Genomic DNA, 17714 nt, shown 5'->3' with positions numbered 1-17714 from the left:
GCAACGTATCCCCAGCTCTATAGAGTCGGCGCATGAGGTGGACCCTCCGTAGCTTCCGGACCGTCACCACCGCGACCGTACTGGCGGCATGGGCGGTGTTCTACGGCATCGTGCTCGCCCACAGCGACCCGCTCCCGACGCCGACCGCCGCCGTCGTGTACCTCGCGGGACCGCCGCTGCTCTGGGTGTTCACCGCCCGGATCGTGCTGCGCCACTGGTGGGAGGCGGCCGGCTCCCGGATGGCCGCCATGGACCCGCCGCAGCGGCTGCTCACGGTCGCGGTGGCGGCGCTGCCGGAACACCGCCGGGAGTGCGGCAGGGCGATGACCGCCGAACTGGCCGCGGTGGAGGGGCGCGTGGAGCGGTGGCGCTTCGCGCGCCGCAGCGTACGGGCCACGCTGTGGCCGCGCCTCGCCGGCGGCCTGCCGCTCCTCGTGCTCACGGCCGCCCTGGCCGTCGTAGCGGCCTGGGCCGCCGGGCCGGTCGCCGAGGCGGCCGCGCCGGGGCTGAAGGTGTTCGCGGTGACCTTCACCGGGCTGGTCGGGGCCGGGCTGGTGCTGGCCGTCGCGCGCTCGCGCCGGCCGCGGCTGCCGGTGCCCGCCGGGACCATCCTGGTCACCGGCGGTGTGGCCGCGTCGATCGCCGTAACCGTGGCCTTCCTGCGCCGCGAGCCGGCCGCGGCCGCGTACCTGCCGCCCGCTGCGGCCGTGTGCCTCGCCGCCGCCCTGGCCGGCTGCCTGTGGCTCGCCGTGGCGGCGCCACGCTGCCTGGGCACGGGGCTCGCGCCCCACCTCGGTGCCGCCGCCGCGGTCGTGTTCGTGGGCTGGTTCCTGCTGGCGATCCGCCTCGACGGCATGGACCCCCCGTTCCCGCTCGTGCTCCTGCTGATCCTCCTGCTCCCGCTCACTCCCGTCGCCGTCTTCCTCGTCCCCGCCTTCGCCGCACGGCGCGCCGGCCGGTCGTTCCGCGCCGGCCTGCAGGCCGCCGTCTGGACCGTGATCGCCCTCGTGCCGCTCACCTACACCCTCTGGCTGGCCGAGGGGATGCGCCGTCACGCGATCGACGGCGCCCTGCTCCTCGGCGAGGGCGATCCGGCTCCCCTCGGCGTGAACCTGACCGACGCCCTGTCCTTCTGTCTCGGCATCTTCCCGGTGCTCGGCCTCACCCTCGGGGTGATCGGCGCGGGACTCGGAGCGCGGACCCCCCGTTCCGTACGGCGTGCGCTGCCCGTAGGCAGGGGTGGAAGCCGGAGCGCCGGGTAGCCGCGGGAACGTACCGGGGAGGGCCCCGGGCGAAGGCGGAGGCGGGACGGATGGGTGGAGACGTCACGAGCATCCGAGTCGGCGGGCGGACGGTGGAACTGAGCCGTCCGGGCAAGGAGCTGTTCCCCGAGGACGGCATCACCAAGGCCGACCTCGCCGACTACTACCGCCGCGTCGCCCGGCGCATGCTGCCCCACCTGCGGCACCGGCCGCTGATGCTCGAACGCCACCCGGACGGGATCGAGGGCCCCGGCTTCATGCAGAAGGAGGTTCCCGACCACTTCCCGGACTGGATCCACCGGGCCGAGCTGCCCAAGGAGGGCGGCACCGTCACGTACGCCATCTGCGACGACTCCGCCACCCTCCTCCACCTCGTGGATCAGGCCTGCATCACACCCCACCGCTTCCTCTCCACGGCCGACCGGCCCGACTTCCCGGACCGGCTGGTCTTCGACCTCGATCCGCCGGGAGACGACTTCGACCTGGTCCGGCGGACGGCTCTGGCCCTGCGTGAGCTCCTGCACGACGAGCTGTAGCTGCCGTCCCTGCTCATGACGACCGGCTCGCGCGGCCTGCACGTCCTCGTCCCCCTCGACGGGCGGGAGGCGTTCGACGGCGTCCGGGCCTTCGCCCGCGACGTCGCCGAGCTGCTGGCCGCCCGCCACCCGGAAGAGCTCACCACCGCGCCCCGTAAACAGGCGCGCGGCGGCCGCCTCTACCTCGACATCCAGCGCAACGCCTACGCGCAGACGGCCGTCACCCCCTACGCCGTACGCGCCCGCCCCGGCGCGCCCGTCGCCGCACCCCTGACCTGGGACGACCTCCACGATCCCGACCTGAGCGCGCGGCGGTGGACCCTGTCCACCGTGGACCAGCTCCTCAAGGACAACCCCTGGCGCGGCGCGCCGCGCGGCCGGTCCCTCGACCCCGCCCGCCGGCGCCTGGCCGTCCTGACTGGCGGCGGCTGAAAGGCAGCCGCACGCCAAGTGGCCCTGGCCCGCATGGGACCGGCCAGGAGGGGCACCTGCCCGGTTAGACCCGGATGGACCTCGGGCCCGGTGGACCATGAGGGATCTCCACGCGGCGCGGAGGGAGGAAGACCGTGGTGCTGATGGCAGCCGACGTGATCGGGGCTCCCTGCTGGCTGAGTCTCACGGCGCGCGATCGGCGGCAGGCGGAGCGTTTCTACGGAGCGGTGCTGGGCTGGTCGTTCCGGCAAGGCAGCTTCGGACGGGCCTTCTCGGTGGCGGAGGCCGACGGTGTGCCGGTGGCCGGGATCGGGGCCCTGGCCGGGGAGCTCGCGGTACCGGTGGCGTGGACGCCGTACTTCGCCGTCGACGACGCGGACACGGCGGTCGCGCGGGTGCGCGAGAGGGGCGGCACCGTCGGGGTGGGGCCCGTCTCCTTCCCGCCGGGCGGCCGGGCCGCTCTGGTGGCCGACCGGGAGGGAGCCACGTTCGGGGTGTGGGACGGCGGCGTCCTGGCCGAGTGGAGCGTCGGCGAGCGGTCGCCCGCCTGGCTGGAGCTCCACACGGCCAACGCCTTCGACGCGGCGATCTTCTACGGCGAGGTACTGGACTGGGGCAAGGGGGACGAGACCGAGAGCGCCTGTGACGTCTCCTACGAGGAGGACCGGGTCGTGCTCCGCCACCACGGAACCCCCGTGGCCCGGCTGAACAGCGGCCCCGTGGAGGAGGCGGCCTCCAAGCCCCAGCTGCGGCCCCGCTGGCTCGTCCACTTCAAGGTCCCGGACCTCGACGTGGCGGTCGCGCTCGCGCTGGAGAACGGAGGCAGCACGGTCAACGGCCCCGAAGAGGGCGCCGGACGCCATGTGACGATCCGGGACCCGGACGGCGGCCTGTTCACCCTTGATACCGGGTGACGGGCTCCGGCGCCGGCACCGGCCCGGGCAGCGGTCCCGGCTGGGGCCGGGGTTCGGGCCGGGGGCCCGGCGACGGCTGCGGATCGGGCTCCGGCTGCGGAGGCGCCGGGGGCACCGGGTCCGGCCCCGGAGCGGGGACCGGCCCCGGCAGCGGCCCGGGGTCCGGCGCGGGCCCCGGAGCGGGAGAGGGGTTGGGAGGCACCGGATCGTCCGGAGGAGTGCCCATGGCGGCGGTCCTTCCCGAGTCGTTCCCCAGGTCTCGTTCAGCGGGTCGAGGCTGCGTCTACCCGCATCGCGCGGCCGTAGACCTGGTGGTCAGGGCGTGACGCGATGTGGGCGTCCTCGGTGTGCCACTCCTCCCGCTCCACCACGCGGTGCCCACCACGCTCGCCTCCGTACGGGGGGGGGTGTGCGGCTGCCCGCGTCCCTTCGGCGGGTACATCGCCGACCCAGCCCTCGAGGTCACCGTGAACAGCACGTGCGCTCCGCACGTGCGCAGTGGCAGGCCTTCGGACTCGTGGGCTCGTCCACCGGACTTCCGGCGCACATCCTGCGATTGTCCGATTGTGGTCGGTGGTGCAGGGGCCCGTTCCTCGGTAGAGGTATCCCCGTGATTACTTGGCGCCGGATCGGCGAAGCAGACTTTCCCCTCCTCGGCAGATGGCTCGCTCAGCCGCACGTAGCACGATGGTGGAACCACGACGCGTCCCCCGAAGGCGTCGACCGCGACTTCGGCCCCGCCGCCCGTGGCCTGGAACCGTCCGAGGACCTGCTCGTCATGCTCGACGGCGAGCCGATCGGCCTCGTACAGCGCTGCCGGCTCGTCGACTATCCCGAATATCTCGCGGAGTTGGCCGCCGCGGTCGACGTACCCGACGGGGCAGTGTCCCTCGACTACCTCATCGGCGATCCGCGCCTGACCGGTCAGGGGCACGGTGCCCGCATGATCCAGGCCGTGGTCGCGGCCACCTGGACCGACCATCCGGACGCCACCGCCGTCATCGTCCCCGTGCACACGGCCAACCGCGCGTCCTGGCGCGTACTGGAGAAGGCGGGCCTGCGCCGCGTCGCCGAGGCCTCGTTGGAACCGGACAACCCCGTCGACGACCGCGCCCACTACATCTACCGAGCGGACCGCCCCACCCCCGCCCGCTGACCCGGACGGTCGGTCACCCATTCGGATTCCGCCCGCCCGCGCGTGCGCGGCGGAGGACCGAAGGAGCGCTCTACGGTGGGCCGATGCGAGCTGTTCCCAGGTGGGCCCTTGTTTCGTCGGGGTGTGCCCCTCTCCTGCTGGCCGGAGGCTGGGCGGTCGCGGCAGTCCTTGAGGGGCCCACCTACGATCCCGCCACCCAGACGATCAGCGTCCTGGCCGCGTACGGGGCCGCAGGGTTCTGGGTGATGACCTTGGCACTGCTCGGGCTGGGCGCCTGTCATCTGCTGACGGCGCTGGGGCTGCGGCCGGCCGCGCTCGCCGGACGTGTCGCGCTGGGCGGGGGCGGAGTGGCGGCGCTGGGCGTGGTGCTGGTTCCGGCGCCGAGCAGCGGCGGTTCGCTGCGCCATGGTTCGGTCGCCGTGGTGGGTTTCACCCTGCTCGCGGTGTGGCCGGTGCTGGCGGCCGTCCGCGGGGATGCCGCACCGTGGGGACTGCGGCCCCTGCCTTCGCTCGCGGCGACCGCGGTGATGGCGCTCGGCGCGGGCTGGTTCGTCTGGGAGATGCAGGGGCACGGCGCCCCCGGCGTCGCCGAACGCCTGGTGACCTGCATCCAGTCGCTGTGGCCCTTCCTCGTCGTCACCTCCTGCCTCCGCCACCCCGCCAACGGCAGATCCCCGACATGACGACATCCACCTCGCCGGTCACAACCATCCGCAGCGCTGCGCCTGCAAAGCCATCTGGAAGCGGCTCGCGGCGCCCAGCTGGGCCATCAGAATCTGCACACGGCGAAAGAGCGTCCGGCGGCTGATCCCCATCTCACGGGCGATGACCTCGTCGCTCGCCCCGCCCGCGAGGAGCCACAGCAGGCGGCGGTCGGCGGGCGACAGGCCACCCGGGCGGGTGGTGCGGCCATGGAACGGCAGGGCGTTCTGCCAGGACTGCTCGAACAGCGCCACGAGCGCGGAGAGCAGACCGCACGGCTGCACCACCAGCATCGTGTTGTGCACGTCGGCCTCTTTGATCGACAACGACACCAGCGCGTACGCCTCGTCGATGATCACGAGCTTGACCGGCACCGACGGCAGCACCCTGGCCTGTTCCCCGGCCCTGATGCACGGTTCGATGACATTCTTCAGATGCCCCGGATGCTCCAGGGACGCCCGCGAGTACACGACGCGCTGCGTCACCCCTCGGGCCAGCGTGGCCAGCGCGTCGTCGGTGGCCCCGGGCAAGGGGAAGTACGGCGGTGACTCGAACTGCCGGATCTGCTCGCGGGCGCTCGCCCACGCGTGACGGATCCGTGGGCCGATGGCGTCGCCGGTGACGACCTCGACGAGATGGCCGTTGTACGCGGCCAGCCGCTGGCGCCGGAACGACTCGAACGCGCCCCCGACGGTGATACGCGACTCCTCGACCTCGGCCGCCCGGTGCCGGGCGAGGATCTCAAGACCCGCCGCGGGCGGAACCGGCGCCACCACATCCGCGCCCTCCTCCGCGGCGCTGGCCAGGCCGGCGTCGACCAGCGCGCCGTACGCCGCGGCCACTTCCGCGTCGTCGAGACCGGCCGCCGTGCCGATCGTGCTCAGCGGCGCGGGGGCCAGCTCCAGCAGCGCCAGATAGACCTGGCTCGCCGCCTGGCCGATGCCCAGAAGCCGCAGGGCCTCACCGAGTTTCGCGTTCGTCACAGGCCGCATTATGAACGGCTCCCGACCCTGGCCGTGGCCGATCTGTGCCAGTGGCACTTCTGGGCACCCGGCGCGCGCGGTGCGGGATACCGTCCGGGAGCCGCCGGCGAAAGCGCCGGCAGCGAGGGCACCCGGCCCGCACCGGGAGGGAACCCGGCCTGCCCGTACGGTTCCCGCTGCCCCTCTCCGCTGAGGAATCCACCCAGAAGAAGGTGTATGACGTGGCGAAAGGCCGAAAGAACGGTCTCTACTCCGGGATCTCCGAGGAGCTCTCCGCTCTGATGCGGACCGGCTGGGCGGACACCGAGCGGCGCGACCTGCGGCTCGACGAGCAGGCCCCGTACGCGGCCCGCCGCCGCGCCGCGCTCTCGGCGCGCTTCCCCGGCGAACGCCTCGTGATCCCCTCGGGCAGTCTCAAGGTCCGCTCCAACGACGACCTGTACCCCTTCCGGCCGTACTCCGGCTATGTGCACATGACCGGGGACCAGGCCCGCGACGGCGCGCTCGTCCTCGAACCCCGCGCTGACGGCGGCCACGACGCCTACTGCTATCAGCTGCCGCGCGACAGCAGGGACAACGACGAATTCTGGACCGGCGCCACGGCGGAGCTGTGGACCGGCCGGCGCCGCTCCCTCGCCGAGTCCGAGCTCGTCCTCGGCCTGCCCTGCCGCGACGTCCGCACGGCGGCCCAGGACCTGGCCGCCGCCTCCGGCGCGCCGACCCGGATCGTCCGGGGCATCGCCCCCCACCTCGAAGCCGCCGTCACCACCGACGAGGAGCGCGACGCCGAACTCGAAGAGGCGCTCAGCGACCTCCGCCTCGTCAAGGACGCATGGGAGGTCGCCGAGCTCCGCAAGGCCGTGGACTCCACCGTGCGCGGATTCACGGACGTGATCGAAGAGCTCTCCCAGGCCATCGCGTCGTCCGAGCGGTGGATCGAGGGCACGTTCTTCCGCCGCGCACGCCTCGAAGGCAACTCCGTCGGCTACGGCTCGATCTGCGCCGCGGGCGACCACGCCACGATCATGCACTGGACGGACAACGACGGCCCGGTGCGCCCCGGGGACCTGCTCCTGCTCGACGCCGGAGTGGAGACGCACACCCTCTACACTGCCGACGTCACCCGCACGCTCCCCATCAGCGGGACCTTCACGCCTCTGCAGCGCGAGATCTACGACGCGGTGTACGAGGCCCAGGAGGCCGGCATGGCCGCCGTCAAGCCGGGCGCCGCGTACCGCGACTTCCACGAGGCGTCCCAGCGCCACCTCGCGGCCCGGCTCGTCGAGTGGGGCTTCATCGAAGGCCCGGCCGATCGCGCGTACGAGCTCGGCCTCCAGCGCCGCTTCACCATGGCCGGCACCGGCCACATGCTCGGTCTGGACGTCCACGACTGCGCGCAGGCGCGCAACGAGGAGTACGTCGACGGCGTGCTGGAGCCCGGCATGGTGCTCACCGTCGAGCCCGGCCTGTACTTCCAGCCGGACGACCTCACTGTGCCCGAGGAGTGGCGCGGCATCGGCGTCCGGATCGAGGACGACCTGCTCGTCACCGAGGACGGTCACGAGAACCTGTCGGCGGGCCTGCCGCGCTCGGCGGACGACGTCGAGGCGTGGATGGACCAGTTCGCGGGCTGAGCTCAGCCGTCGACCGCTTCGACTCCCGTGAGGTCGAAGCGGTCCTCGATCTCGTAGAGGGAGGCGACGCGCGCCGTGCCGTTGGCGGCCGTCTGGTTCTCGGGCCGGGCCGGGCGGAGGAAGCCGACGTGCTGCCGCTCGTACCGCTCGACGGTCAGGGTGCGCAGACCGTACGAACGCGCGTCGCCGACCTCGTAGTCCGTCCAGAGCAGGAAAGGATGGGACTGCTCGGGCGGCAGGTCGGCTTCGTCACCGAGCAGGCCGCCGTCGGCGCGCAGGTCGACGTCGAAGCCGGGCATCCGGGTCGTCCACCGCTCGCCGTCACCGGCCGGCGGGGCGAGCAGCTTGTGGAAGCCGAGCAGGTAGCCGCGGATCAGGGAGTATTCGTGGTCGACGTAGGTGACCACGGGGAAGAGGTGGCGTAGCTCTCCCGTCCGGACGGGGATCTTGACCAGGGTCTCGCTGAAGTCGATGGCGTGATCCTCGGACACCGTGGAACGGACGTGGGAGCGCGTCACCAGGAAGCGCCGCGTCACGAGCCGGTCGGCGATCCGCTCCGGCAGGCCGGGCTGGGCCAGCGGCCGGAAGTCGATGGGGTCCTCGCTCTCGAGGACGGCCGTACGGGACGTACAGGAGAAGGAGTTGGGCAGGCTCAGGGTCATGTGGGGCTCTTCTCGAGGTCTGTCGGGGCTCTCGGTTCGCTCAGGCGGAGGGCCGTGCCGCCATCGCGGACAGTGCGAACGGCAGGCCCTGGTTTTCGAGGAACGCGCGGTCCCGCACGGTGTGAAACGTTTCTTCGGGGTGGTGCGTCCCGGATCTCCGGGCGAGGAACTCCCGGGAGGAGGGCAGCAGGGTCAGCCGATGCGTCTCGGTGACCGTGTCGAGGGCCCGCAGGCACACCTCCGCCCGCGGCTCCCCGTTCTCCGGCCCGAGCAGCTCGGCCTCCCGGCCGGGAGCCGCCGCTCTCACCAGCCGACGGACGGCGACGGTGGCCTTGGCGAGGTTCTCCTCGGGGCGGGTCGTGCCCGCCTTGGCGAGGTAGTACGTCACCGGCTGGGCCAGCCACGGCAGGAGGTCGTCGCCCGCGCCGGCCACGTCCGCCCGGGAGTCCAGGTGTTCCTGGAGGCCGAGCGGGTCGCAGAGGAAGGGCCGGGTGCGCATGCTGGTGACGTAGCCGGCGTGCCGGGCCCGGAGGAAGTTCTCCCGAAGCGTGATCGCCGCGGTGCAGGTGACGGCGTAGTGGTCGGCCAGGTCCCGCAGGACCGGCTCCAGCTGCTTGCGCGCCAGGGTGACGTCGTCGGCGGAGTCGACGACCGGTATCAGGTCGAGGTCCGACAGCACCCGCCCGTCGGCGATCCGGGCGTCCCCGCGCGACAGGGAACCCGAGAGCGCCACGGAGGCCGCGGTCACGTCGGCGAAGGCCCCCGCCAGGTACGTCGGCAGGCTCGCGATGTCCGAGGCCTTCATCGCCCCACCGTCCCGGTCACGGCCGTGTAGTCGGCGTCGCCGCCGTGGACGGACGCGGCATGCGCGAAGGAGCGGTGGACCATGTCAAGCAGCTCGTGCGAGGGGCCGAGGACCTCCCGGGCGTATCCGAGGTCCTTGATCATGTGCCGCAGCGCGAAGTCGGGGTCATCGAAACGCTCCTCGATCATGCGGTCGAACTTGCTCGCGCAGACGAGGGACATCCAGCCGTCGCTCCTGACGATGTCGCCCGCCACCTCGAAGTCCTCGCCCAGTACGTCCCTGAGGGTGGGGACGAACGCGGTGAGGGAGTGGAGCAGCGCCGCACCCCAGGCGTTGTAGACGAGCTTGAAGCGGGTGGGGTGGCCGGCCGTCCGGAAGACATGGCGCCGGCTGGTGAACGACCCCAGCACCCGGTCCACCCGCGGGTCGTCCGCGCTGCTGTGGAGGAACGCCGAGAGGGTGCCGCTTCCCGCACCGGGACGGCTGCCGGTGACGGGGCACTCCACGGAGATTCCGCCCAGGTTCTGGATGTGCGGATGCCAGGCGTCGATCCATCCCGGACTGAGCGTGGACAGCTCGATGCAGACGGCGCGGCGCCCTGTGAGCGCCGCGGTCGCGCTGGGGGACGTCCAGAAGTCCCGGCTGCGCGTGTCGTCCTCGAAACAGCCGATCACGACGTCGGGCAGGCAGGCCGGGATGTCCTTTTCCCGTACGAGTCGGACGTCCGGGTGCGGAGAGGCGTCGAGATGACGGCTGTGGAGGAGGACCGACATCTCGCCGCTCTTGAGCAGGTGGGGGATGATGCCGCGGGTCATGACGCCGTAGCCGGCCACCAGGACCTTGGTCATGTGTGTCATCGCTTTCCGGACTGGAGGAGGTCGGCACCGCGGACGAGGGCGGACAAGGCGTGGTGCAGCACCCCCTCGGGGAGGGCGAAGTTGAGCCGGAGATGACCCGGCGCCGAGAACTCCGTCCCGTCGGACATGGCGAGCCCCGCGTGCTCGCGGAAGAAGGCGGCGGGTTCGTCGACGCCCAGCCGGCGGCAGTCCAGCCACGCCAGGTACGTCGCTTCGGCGGGGAAGGAGACGACCTCGGGCAGTTGTTCCGCGAGCGTCTCACCCACCAGCGCGCTGTTGCGGGCGAGCCGGGCGCGGACGGTCGCGAGCCACTGCCGCGATTCCGGCTCGTCGTACGCGGCTCGTAGCGCGGCCACGCCCAGCCTGGAGACGGAGCGCAGGTAGAAATCGGCGACACCCTGCCACAGGCGCAGATCCGCCGGGGCTGAGAAGATCAGCTGGGCGCACTTGAGGCCCGCGGTGTTCCACCCCTTGGAGGCGGAGGTGGCCGTGATGGTGTGCCCGGCCGCGACCTCACCTAGCCCCGCGTAGGGCACGTGCGGGGCATCGGTGAGCGTCAGGGGTGCGTGGACCTCGTCGCTGAAGACCCGTGCGCCGTACGCGTCCACGAGCGCGGCCAGGTCGGAGAGTTCACCCGCGGAGAAGACCCGGCCGGTCGGGTTGTGCGGATTGCACAGGACCACCATCCGCGCGCCCCGGCTCAGCGCCGCCTCGATGCCCGCCAGGTCCATACGGTGGCCGCCCTCGCCCATCAGCCCGGGAACCTCCGCCACCTGGTGGCCGAAGAGCCGCGGCACGGTCAGGAAGGGGGTGTACGCGGGGGTGGGGACGACGATGGTGCTGGCCTGCGGGAGGAAGTGGCGGAGCACCGCGCCGAAGCCGGTCACGATGTCGCTGACGAACCCGATGGCCTCGGGGCGTACGGACCAGCCGTAGCTGTCGCCCATCCAGCGGACGACGGAGGCGCGGGCTCGGCCGATGCTGACGGGGTCGTTGTAGCCGAGCGTCTCGGCTCCCATCTCCCGTTCCAGAGCGGTGTGGATCGGCCGGGCCACGCCGTAGGCCATTTCGGCCACCCACGCGCCGATGGCGCTCGGATACTTGGCGGACAACAGCGGTTGCGGACCGTCCGTCGACGGAGTGCCGGCCGAGAGGGCCGCCAGGTCGAGGGGCGGCGGGTGGTCGAGGCTCATGTCACCTTGTGCCTATGCGTCGGTATCGATGATGGAGTCGCGCTTGTCGAACCAGGTGAGGGAATCCCGGATCCCCTCTTCGAGGGAGTACCGCGGGCGCCAGTCGAGCAGGGCGGCGGCGCGTTCCCCGCGGGAGTAGGCGCCGGCGTTGTCACCGGGGCGCCGGTCCGTCTCCACGGCGGGCAGCGGCTCGCCGGTCACGTTCGCGAAGGCGTCGAGCAGTTCGCGGACCGTCGTGCCCGTCCCCGTACCGAGGTTCACGACCTGGTACGAGCCCCCCGCCCCGGCCCCGGCCTCGAAGACGGAGTCGAAGCGGCGCAGCGCCTGCACGTGGGCCTGTGCGAGGTCCCACACGTGGACGTAGTCGCGGATCCCGGAGCCGTCCCGGGTGGGCCAGTCGACCCCGGTGATCTGGAAGGTCTCGCCGAGGCGGTGGGCCTCGATCATCTTGCCGAGAGCGTGGGTGGGCCGGCGCACCTGAAGCCCCGAGCGCATCTTCGGGTCCGCGCCGATGGGGTTGAAGTAGCGCAGCGAGACGACGCGGATCTCTCCGGTGGAGCTGATGTCCTCCAGCGCCGTCTCGAACAGCGCCTTGGTGCGGGCGTACGGGCTGAGCGGTGCCAGCGCCGAGGTCTCGTCGACGGAGAAGTCGTCGGCGGTGGCGTAGATGGACGCGGACGAGCTGAAGATGAAGCGCCGGCAGCCGTTACGGGCCAGGTGGCCCAGGAAGGTGATGCCCTTCGCGACGTTCTCCGTGTAGTAACGCAGCGGCTGCGCCACCGATTCGGGCACGACGATGAGCGCGGCGCAGTCGATGACGGCTTCGATGTCCGGGTGCGCGGCGAAGATCTCGTCGATCAGGGGGCCGTCGGCGATGTCGCCCTCGTAGAAGGTCCGTCCGGCCGTGAACTCCCTGCGGCCGGTGACGAGATTGTCGAGTACGACGGGCTCGATGCCGGCGTCGAGACACGCGGAGGCGACCGTGCTGCCGATGAACCCGGCGCCGCCGGCGATGAGAATCTTCATGGATGGGTCCTGTGATCTGTGCGGTGGATGAGGTGGATCAAGTATGTGCGCCGCTGGTCGACGGACCGGGTGCCGCGGGCGCGGTGGCCCGGCCGCGGCCGGCCTTCGGTTCGTAGAGGCACCACACCATCGTCGGCTGCCAGACGTGCCGCACCTCCAGGTCCGCGCTGTCCTGGACGACGTCCAGCGAGCCGATGCATCCGTCGACGCGCCCCTCGGACGCCCACCGCACCGCGATCGGCTTCGCGTTGACGTAGGTGGGCACGGCGTGCGGTGCGTATCTGCGGGCGAAGGCCGCCGTCGCCGGATGGATCGCCACCGAGCGCATCTCCTCGACACCCGCCGCCCGTGACGGGTTGACGGCGACGCACATGGGCTTGGTGGGGCTCTCCCAGGTGGCGACGAGCCGCATCAGGTCGAGGTTGCGGAAGTGCATGTCCACCCAGCTGTCCACCACCTGCTGCTCGTCACGCTCCACGAACCCGGCCGCGACGAGCACGAGGACTCCCTTCGCCAGCCCGAGGTCCATGGCGGCGTTGAAGGAGTCGGCGAGCAGGACACGGCCGAAGTGCCGCTCCGCCTCGGCGTGCGCGTCCGTGCCCGCGGGCCCGAGCGTCGCCACGGTCGCCGACCCGCGCTCCGCGGCGGGCAGTGCTTGCTCAAGCGGACTCGGCATAGGTGTTTCCCCCGTCCGAACTGCTGAAGAGCGTTTTCCTTCTGAGGAGTTCCAGGGTGATCCGGCGGGCCTCCTCGTCGGCCGCGAGGCTGTTGCGGGTGCACGCCACCCGGTGGTGGTCGAGCGTGGCGATCCCCTCCCACGAGCCGGGCAGGCGGTGGTCGGCCGACACGAGGTGGGCGGAGTGTCCGGCGAACGCGGGGAGGGGGCCGCGGTGTGCGGCCACCAGATGCGCCAGCCAGTCGAGGTAGGTGCCGGCCATCGTCCGGGCCACCTGGAGGACGGTCGGGTCGGGCTCGCCCGGGTGGACCTCGCCGGAGTCCTCCGCGAGGGCGGCCGCGATCACCGAGTGGAGATGGCCCTCGACGCGCTCCATGGTCTCGTCCGGCCGGTGGCCGACGGCTTCCTCGCTCCACCATGCGGGCAGCTCGGCGCCGGGCGCGAACGAGCGCAGCACGGCGCGCAGTTCCTCGGCGATCACGGCGGGCGTCGACCGCTCGGCGTCGAGGAAGAGCAGATGCGACGCGGAGGTCAGGACGGCGACGTGCTGGGCGAGGGAGGCCGACATGCAGTAGGCGAGGACCGAGTGCACGCCGTGCGGCAGCTCACCGGCGGCCTGGAGCGCCCGCCGTGCGTACGCGTCGGCGGAGACGTCCCGGGGCAGCGGCCGAGTCAGGACGTACCGCACGTCGAAGCCGGCGGCTTCGAGCCGGAGACCGGTCAGCTTCTCCTCGGGGCGGTGACCGGGGTAGTCGAGGACCAGGACCACCGGCTGTTGCGTACGCTCATCCGCCGCAGACGGGACCGTGGTCGTCGACGGTCCGGGTAGGTGCACCATGCTGCTGTTCCTGTTTCGTGGGGAGTGGGGGGCGTGGGTCGACGGGCGCGCGGTCCCTTTACTGGCGCGGGCTCTTGGCGTCCGCGGCCCGTTGCGCGGCGAGCAGGGCGGCCACACTGGTGCCGTCGGCGTGGTCGCCGTGGTGTGAGACCAGGCCCACCATGCGGAGGAACGTCGCCATGAACTCCTCGGCCCGCTCGGCGGACCACACCTCGCGCTCGTACTGGAGGAGGACGGAGGCGCTCCCGTCCGGCCGTGTCTCGACCCGGATCGTCAGCCCGGCCCGCAGCGCGAGTTGTACGTCCGCGGCGGCGGGCTCGACGCTCACGCCGCGCAGCTTCAGCGGCGTGTCCTCGTACGTGTCGAGCGCCAGGTAGAGCCAGGGCCGCCACCTCTGCTCCACATCGCGGTTGTACTGGAGGTGCTCCAGCAGCAGCGGCAGCGGGACCGCGTGCGCCAGCCCCGTCCCCACCGAGTGCTTCGCGGCCCGGATCACCTCGCGGACCGGCAACTGAGAGTTGATCCTGAACCGGTTGATGACGGAGGTGGAGAACCAGTCGACGTGGTGCTCCCACCCGGGCGGACGGCCGGACGCCGGACTGACCATGCCGGCCACCGAGTGCCCGGCGTCGTCAAGGACCGCGAGGCCGAGCGCGGCGACGAAGCCGCAGAACAGCGTCGCCGACTCGGCCGCGCAGGCGGCGCGCAGCCGCTCCACGGCCCCCGCGCTCAGCCGCCCGTGGCACTGGGCGGCCGTCGTCGGCCAGACCTCGGGGTCGCGCATCCCGGGGAGCCGCACCTCGGGCAGCGCCTCCAGCGGATCCAGCCGGGTACGCCAGTGGGCCAGGCGCTCCTGAAGGGCCGCGTGCTGTCGGCCCGACTCCTCCTCGGCCCAGCACCGCGCCTCGATCTGCGGGAGCACGCCGGCCTCGTCGGCCGCGGCGCCGGTACGGCGGTTGTAGAGCGCGGAGAGGTCGCGGACCAGGACCGTGAAGGAGTCGCCGTCGCAGACGAGATGCTCCGTGGTGATGACGACGGTGGCCGTCCGCACCCCGGTGGTGAGCACCAGGACGCGCAGCTTCGCCTCGGTGGCCAGGTCGAAGAGAGCGGTCTGCTCCGCCCCCGCCTCGTCCTCCACCGCCCGGCCGGCAGGCAGGGGACGGACACGGAACAGCCGCTCGACGTTCAGCTCACCGGTGTCGAGGCGGAACGCCCGATGGGCCCCGCCCTCCGGATCCAGCGCGAACCCCGTGCGCAGGGACGCGTGACGCGCCAACAGGTCGTGGCACGCGGCCTCCAGGCTCGCCAGGTCGAGGGGGCCGGTGGCGGCCTCCACCCTGGCCCGCCGCACCGTCTACCCCGGCGAGCCGGTCTTCCTGCTGGTCTCCCCGCTGGCTTTCGACTCCTCCGTGGCCGGCCTGTGGGGCACCCTCACCGCGGGCGGTCATCTCGTGGTCGCCACCGCGCAGGAAGTGCGCGACCCCGCCCTGCTGGCCCGGCTGATCACCCGCCACGGGGTCACCCACCTGCTGTGCGTGCCCTCCCTCTACGCCGTCCTGCTCGACGCCGTGGAACTCACCGGCGCCGCGGCCACGGCCACCCTCCGCACGGTGACCGTCGCCGGTGAACCGCTGCCCGAGCCGCTCATGGAACGGCACTTCGCCGTCCACAGCGACGCCGTGACGCTGTTCAACGAATACGGTCCGACCGAGGCCACCGTCTGGGCGAGCTACGCACGCTTCGACACTCCCGCGCCCGTCACCATCGGCGGCCCCGTGCCCGGCGCGCGGCTGTACGTCCTCGACGAGGAGCAGCGGCCCGTGCCCGTGGGCGTCACCGGCGAGCTCCACATCGGCGGCGCCGGGGTCTCCCGTGGCTACCACGGACGCGAGGAGGCGACCGCACGGGTCTTCCTCCCCGACCCCTTCGCCGAGGCCGGATCCGACGGCACGCGCGCCCGGATGTACCGCACGGGCGACCTCGTCCGCTGGAACCCGGACGGAACGCTGGACTTCGTCGGCCGCCGGGACCACCAGGTGAAGATCCGCGGTCACCGGGTCGAACTCGGCGCCGTGGAAAGCCTTTTGGCCTCGCTCCCCGGCGTCCGCGAGGCGGTCGTCGTCCCCAACTCCGCGAGCACCGGACTGCTCGCCTACGCCCTCGTACCCGGCCCCGACCAGCCCGAGGGAGCGGACCTGCGCGACCGGCTGACCGACCTGCTCCCCGAACCCATGGTGCCCGAGCGGATCACCGTGCTCGCGACATTCCCCCGCACCGTCAACGGCAAGGTCGACCGGGCCGCCCTGGTCCGGGCAACCTTGTCGCAGCGTGAGGCTGTTCAGGGCCTGTTCACCGGCACGGTGTCCTTGGCCACCAGGACGTCGCCGGACCAGCACAGCCGGTAGAGGTCGACCTGTACCAACAGGTCGCGGCCTGAGCGGTAGAACTCGCAGGTGGTGCCGGGCGGCCGCGGTGCGAAACGGGCGTGGTCGGGCGGGTGGGGGAAGGCGCGGGCCGGCAGCAGCCGGGCGAGTTCGGTACGTGACCGGCCGGTGCTCAGCTCGTCGAACCGGGAGGGCGGCAGCACGCTCGTCGTCAGTTGCCAGGCCATGTAGACGGCGGCGGGCACGAAGAAGGCGGCCGCGGCGGCAGGTGCCGCGAAGGCGGTGAGGGAGCGGCGGCGGGCGGCGCGCCGGGCGTCGGCGAGCCGCCTGGCGGACTCCGGGGTGGTGTCCGTGTCCACGGCCGGACCGGGGGCGGACCCGTCGTACGTTCCGGGCGCCATGGCTGTCGGCTGGTGGGGGAGGACGGCGGTGACGCGGAACCCGCCCTCGTACGGGCCGGTCCGCAAGGAGCCGCCGAGGACCGTCACCCGCTCCCGAAGCCCTGTCAGTCCCCGGCCCCCGGCGCCGGACCTGGGGTCTTCGACGTCGTTGCCGACCGTGTCCGTCGGCGCGGCGGCGTTCACCACGCTCACGCGGGTAACGGTCGGCCTCGTGGGTGATCCTCACCCGGACCGCGCCGTCCGGCGCATGCTTCACCGCGTTGGTGAGAGCCTCCTGCACCACCCGGTACATCCCGCGCTCGACCAGGGCGGACAGTGCGGGCACCGCCCCGCGCCGCTCCCACCGTACGGGCACCCCGGACGCGACCGCCCGGCCCAGGAGGTCCTCGACCGAGTCCTTCACCGGCAACCCCCCGCCCGCGCCCTCTTCCTTCCCCGGCGGATCGCGCAGGACGGCGACGGTCTCCGCCAGTTGTTCCACGGCGTCCCCGATCGTCCCCCGCAGCTCGGCGAGGTCGGCGCGGTCGCGGTCGGTGAGGTCGGGGGAGAGCTCCAGGGCCCCGGCCCGCAGGGCGACCAGGCTCAGGACATGGCCGAGGGAGTCGTGCATGTCGGCGGCGATGTCGGCGCGTTCGGTCAGCCGCGCCCGTTCCGCGACGAGATGCTGTCGCTCTTCGAGGCTACGGGCCAGCCGCCAGCCGTCCCGTACGAGTTCGCGTCGGCCGCGCCAGTGCCGTCCGGCCAGCCAGGGCAGGAGAAGGGCGGCGGGCAACACGGTCAGCGCGTAGAACCACCACACGGTCTGCGCCCGCAGCACGGCGCACATCGCGACATCGACGGCCAGGCACCCGGCGAGCACCACCAGCGGGCCCCGGGCCGCGGCCACCCGGGCTCCCAGCAGGCAGCTCACGGCGGCCAGCGAGAGGACCTGGGCGTTGGCGGGCGTCGCGGGGTCGGCCAAGCCCAGCGCGCACAACCCGTTGACGAGGAACAGGGCGGGCCCCGGCCGACGGCGGGACAGCGGCACCGCCACCGCCAGGACGGCCAGCGGGAGCAGTAGGCCCAGGACCGGTGAGGCCGCGCCCGCGTCCCGGAACCCGTAACCGGTGGCGACGGCGAGCACGCCCCACAGGGCCACGTCGCCGACCATGGACCTCGCTGTTGGTATGCGCGTGTGCCCCACGGTGCGTCGACCGTCCTTCCCATGCATGTCCTCATCCGCCCGGTCGATTCTGCGGGACGGGCCCGGACGC

At 72.6% G+C, this 17714-nt stretch carries 15 protein-coding genes and 2 pseudogenes; 7 read left to right on the top strand and 10 right to left on the bottom strand.

Features of this window, described 5'->3' with window-relative positions; genetic code table 11:
- The first annotated feature begins 32 nt into the window (after positions 1-32).
- From ACZ7LT_RS07840 to ACZ7LT_RS07820, 5 genes and pseudogenes are all read left to right on the top strand, one after another.
- Entirely contained in the window at positions 33-1262 is a 1230-nt protein-coding gene (locus ACZ7LT_RS07840; protein ID WP_471235101.1) for a hypothetical protein, read from the top strand.
- A gap of 50 nt (positions 1263-1312) precedes the next feature.
- Positions 1313-2230, top strand: a pseudogene (gene ligD, locus ACZ7LT_RS07835) (non-homologous end-joining DNA ligase).
- Positions 2231-2373: 143 nt separating this feature from the next.
- Positions 2374-3144, top strand: a complete 771-nt coding sequence (locus ACZ7LT_RS07830; RefSeq protein ID WP_471235100.1) for a VOC family protein — start codon at positions 2374-2376, stop codon at positions 3142-3144.
- 610 nt (positions 3145-3754) lie between these two features.
- On the top strand, positions 3755-4300 hold the full coding sequence (locus ACZ7LT_RS07825) for a GNAT family N-acetyltransferase (RefSeq protein WP_471235099.1): 546 nt from the start codon (positions 3755-3757) through the stop codon (positions 4298-4300).
- Positions 4301-4383: 83 nt separating this feature from the next.
- On the top strand, positions 4384-4983 hold the full coding sequence (locus ACZ7LT_RS07820) for a DUF998 domain-containing protein (protein WP_471235098.1): 600 nt from the start codon (positions 4384-4386) through the stop codon (positions 4981-4983).
- 18 nt (positions 4984-5001) lie between these two features.
- On the opposite strand, the gene ACZ7LT_RS07815 is transcribed toward ACZ7LT_RS07820, so the two are convergent.
- On the bottom strand, positions 5002-5994 hold the full coding sequence (locus ACZ7LT_RS07815; protein WP_471235097.1) for a LuxR family transcriptional regulator: 993 nt from the start codon (positions 5992-5994) through the stop codon (positions 5002-5004).
- 212 nt (positions 5995-6206) lie between these two features.
- Between ACZ7LT_RS07815 and ACZ7LT_RS07810 the strand changes: the two genes are divergently transcribed.
- Complete coding sequence (locus tag ACZ7LT_RS07810) at positions 6207-7619, top strand: aminopeptidase P family protein (RefSeq protein WP_471235096.1); 1413 nt, start codon at positions 6207-6209, stop codon at positions 7617-7619.
- A 2-nt stretch (positions 7620-7621) separates the two neighbouring features.
- On the opposite strand, the gene ACZ7LT_RS07805 is transcribed toward ACZ7LT_RS07810, so the two are convergent.
- Genes ACZ7LT_RS07805 through ACZ7LT_RS07770 form a run of 8 tightly spaced genes read right to left on the bottom strand, consistent with a single transcriptional unit; the run spans position 7622 to position 15012 of the window.
- Positions 7622-8281 carry a hypothetical protein gene (locus tag ACZ7LT_RS07805; protein ID WP_471235095.1) on the bottom strand — a complete coding sequence of 220 codons (660 nt, stop codon included), beginning with the start codon at positions 8279-8281 and terminating at the stop codon, positions 7622-7624.
- 40 nt (positions 8282-8321) lie between these two features.
- Positions 8322-9086 carry a hypothetical protein gene (locus ACZ7LT_RS07800; RefSeq protein ID WP_471235094.1) on the bottom strand — a complete coding sequence of 255 codons (765 nt, stop codon included), beginning with the start codon at positions 9084-9086 and terminating at the stop codon, positions 8322-8324.
- On the bottom strand, positions 9083-9943 hold the full coding sequence (locus ACZ7LT_RS07795; protein WP_471235093.1) for an NAD(P)-binding domain-containing protein: 861 nt from the start codon (positions 9941-9943) through the stop codon (positions 9083-9085). Before ACZ7LT_RS07795 ends, ACZ7LT_RS07800 begins: the two co-directional genes overlap by 4 nt.
- The gene (locus ACZ7LT_RS07790) at positions 9940-11136 is read right to left on the bottom strand and encodes a MalY/PatB family protein (protein ID WP_471235092.1); all 1197 of its coding nucleotides are present in this window, start codon (positions 11134-11136) and stop codon (positions 9940-9942) included. The genes ACZ7LT_RS07795 and ACZ7LT_RS07790 overlap by 4 nt, the downstream gene beginning before the upstream one ends.
- A 12-nt stretch (positions 11137-11148) precedes the next feature.
- A complete protein-coding gene (gene galE / locus ACZ7LT_RS07785) occupies positions 11149-12162 on the bottom strand; it encodes a UDP-glucose 4-epimerase GalE (RefSeq protein WP_471235091.1) in 1014 nt (337 codons plus the stop codon).
- 37 nt (positions 12163-12199) lie between these two features.
- Entirely contained in the window at positions 12200-12838 is a 639-nt protein-coding gene (locus ACZ7LT_RS07780) for a hypothetical protein (protein ID WP_471235090.1), read from the bottom strand.
- Positions 12822-13676: a hypothetical protein gene (locus ACZ7LT_RS07775; protein ID WP_471235089.1), complete on the bottom strand. Its 855-nt coding sequence runs from the start codon at positions 13674-13676 to the stop codon at positions 12822-12824. The genes ACZ7LT_RS07780 and ACZ7LT_RS07775 overlap by 17 nt, the downstream gene beginning before the upstream one ends.
- A 58-nt stretch (positions 13677-13734) precedes the next feature.
- Positions 13735-15012 carry a condensation domain-containing protein gene (locus ACZ7LT_RS07770; protein ID WP_471235088.1) on the bottom strand — a complete coding sequence of 426 codons (1278 nt, stop codon included), beginning with the start codon at positions 15010-15012 and terminating at the stop codon, positions 13735-13737.
- Here ACZ7LT_RS07770 and ACZ7LT_RS07765 point away from each other — a divergent pair.
- Complete coding sequence (locus ACZ7LT_RS07765; RefSeq protein WP_471235087.1) at positions 14999-16081, top strand: amino acid adenylation domain-containing protein; 1083 nt, start codon at positions 14999-15001, stop codon at positions 16079-16081. The two genes, ACZ7LT_RS07770 and ACZ7LT_RS07765, sit on opposite strands and share 14 nt — an antisense overlap.
- On the opposite strand, the pseudogene ACZ7LT_RS07760 reads toward ACZ7LT_RS07765, so the two are convergent.
- Positions 16015-17611 (bottom strand): annotated as a pseudogene (locus tag ACZ7LT_RS07760) (sensor histidine kinase). The gene ACZ7LT_RS07765 and the pseudogene ACZ7LT_RS07760 overlap by 67 nt on opposite strands.
- Between the last annotated feature and the right edge of the window lie 103 nt (positions 17612-17714).

This window comes from Streptomyces sp. NPDC039465 (assembly GCF_055639315.1).
The sequence above is the reverse complement of the archived record's forward strand: the minus strand, read 5'-3'. Positions and strand labels throughout refer to the sequence as shown.

Excerpts from the sequence above, each read along its gene's own strand:
- ACZ7LT_RS07840 (WP_471235101.1), top strand. The coding sequence starts at position 33 with ATGAGGTGGACCCTCCGTAGCTTCCGGACCGTCACCACCGCGACCGTA.
- ACZ7LT_RS07830 (WP_471235100.1), top strand. The coding sequence starts at position 2,374 with ATGGCAGCCGACGTGATCGGGGCTCCCTGCTGGCTGAGTCTCACGGCG.
- ACZ7LT_RS07820 (WP_471235098.1), top strand. The coding sequence starts at position 4,384 with ATGCGAGCTGTTCCCAGGTGGGCCCTTGTTTCGTCGGGGTGTGCCCCT.
- ACZ7LT_RS07815 (WP_471235097.1), bottom strand. The coding sequence starts at position 5,994 with ATGCGGCCTGTGACGAACGCGAAACTCGGTGAGGCCCTGCGGCTTCTG.
- ACZ7LT_RS07805 (WP_471235095.1), bottom strand. The coding sequence starts at position 8,281 with ATGACCCTGAGCCTGCCCAACTCCTTCTCCTGTACGTCCCGTACGGCC.
- ACZ7LT_RS07800 (WP_471235094.1), bottom strand. The coding sequence starts at position 9,086 with ATGAAGGCCTCGGACATCGCGAGCCTGCCGACGTACCTGGCGGGGGCC.
- ACZ7LT_RS07795 (WP_471235093.1), bottom strand. The coding sequence starts at position 9,943 with ATGACACACATGACCAAGGTCCTGGTGGCCGGCTACGGCGTCATGACC.
- ACZ7LT_RS07790 (WP_471235092.1), bottom strand. The coding sequence starts at position 11,136 with ATGAGCCTCGACCACCCGCCGCCCCTCGACCTGGCGGCCCTCTCGGCC.
- galE (WP_471235091.1), bottom strand. The coding sequence starts at position 12,162 with ATGAAGATTCTCATCGCCGGCGGCGCCGGGTTCATCGGCAGCACGGTC.
- ACZ7LT_RS07780 (WP_471235090.1), bottom strand. The coding sequence starts at position 12,838 with ATGCCGAGTCCGCTTGAGCAAGCACTGCCCGCCGCGGAGCGCGGGTCG.
- ACZ7LT_RS07775 (WP_471235089.1), bottom strand. The coding sequence starts at position 13,676 with ATGGTGCACCTACCCGGACCGTCGACGACCACGGTCCCGTCTGCGGCG.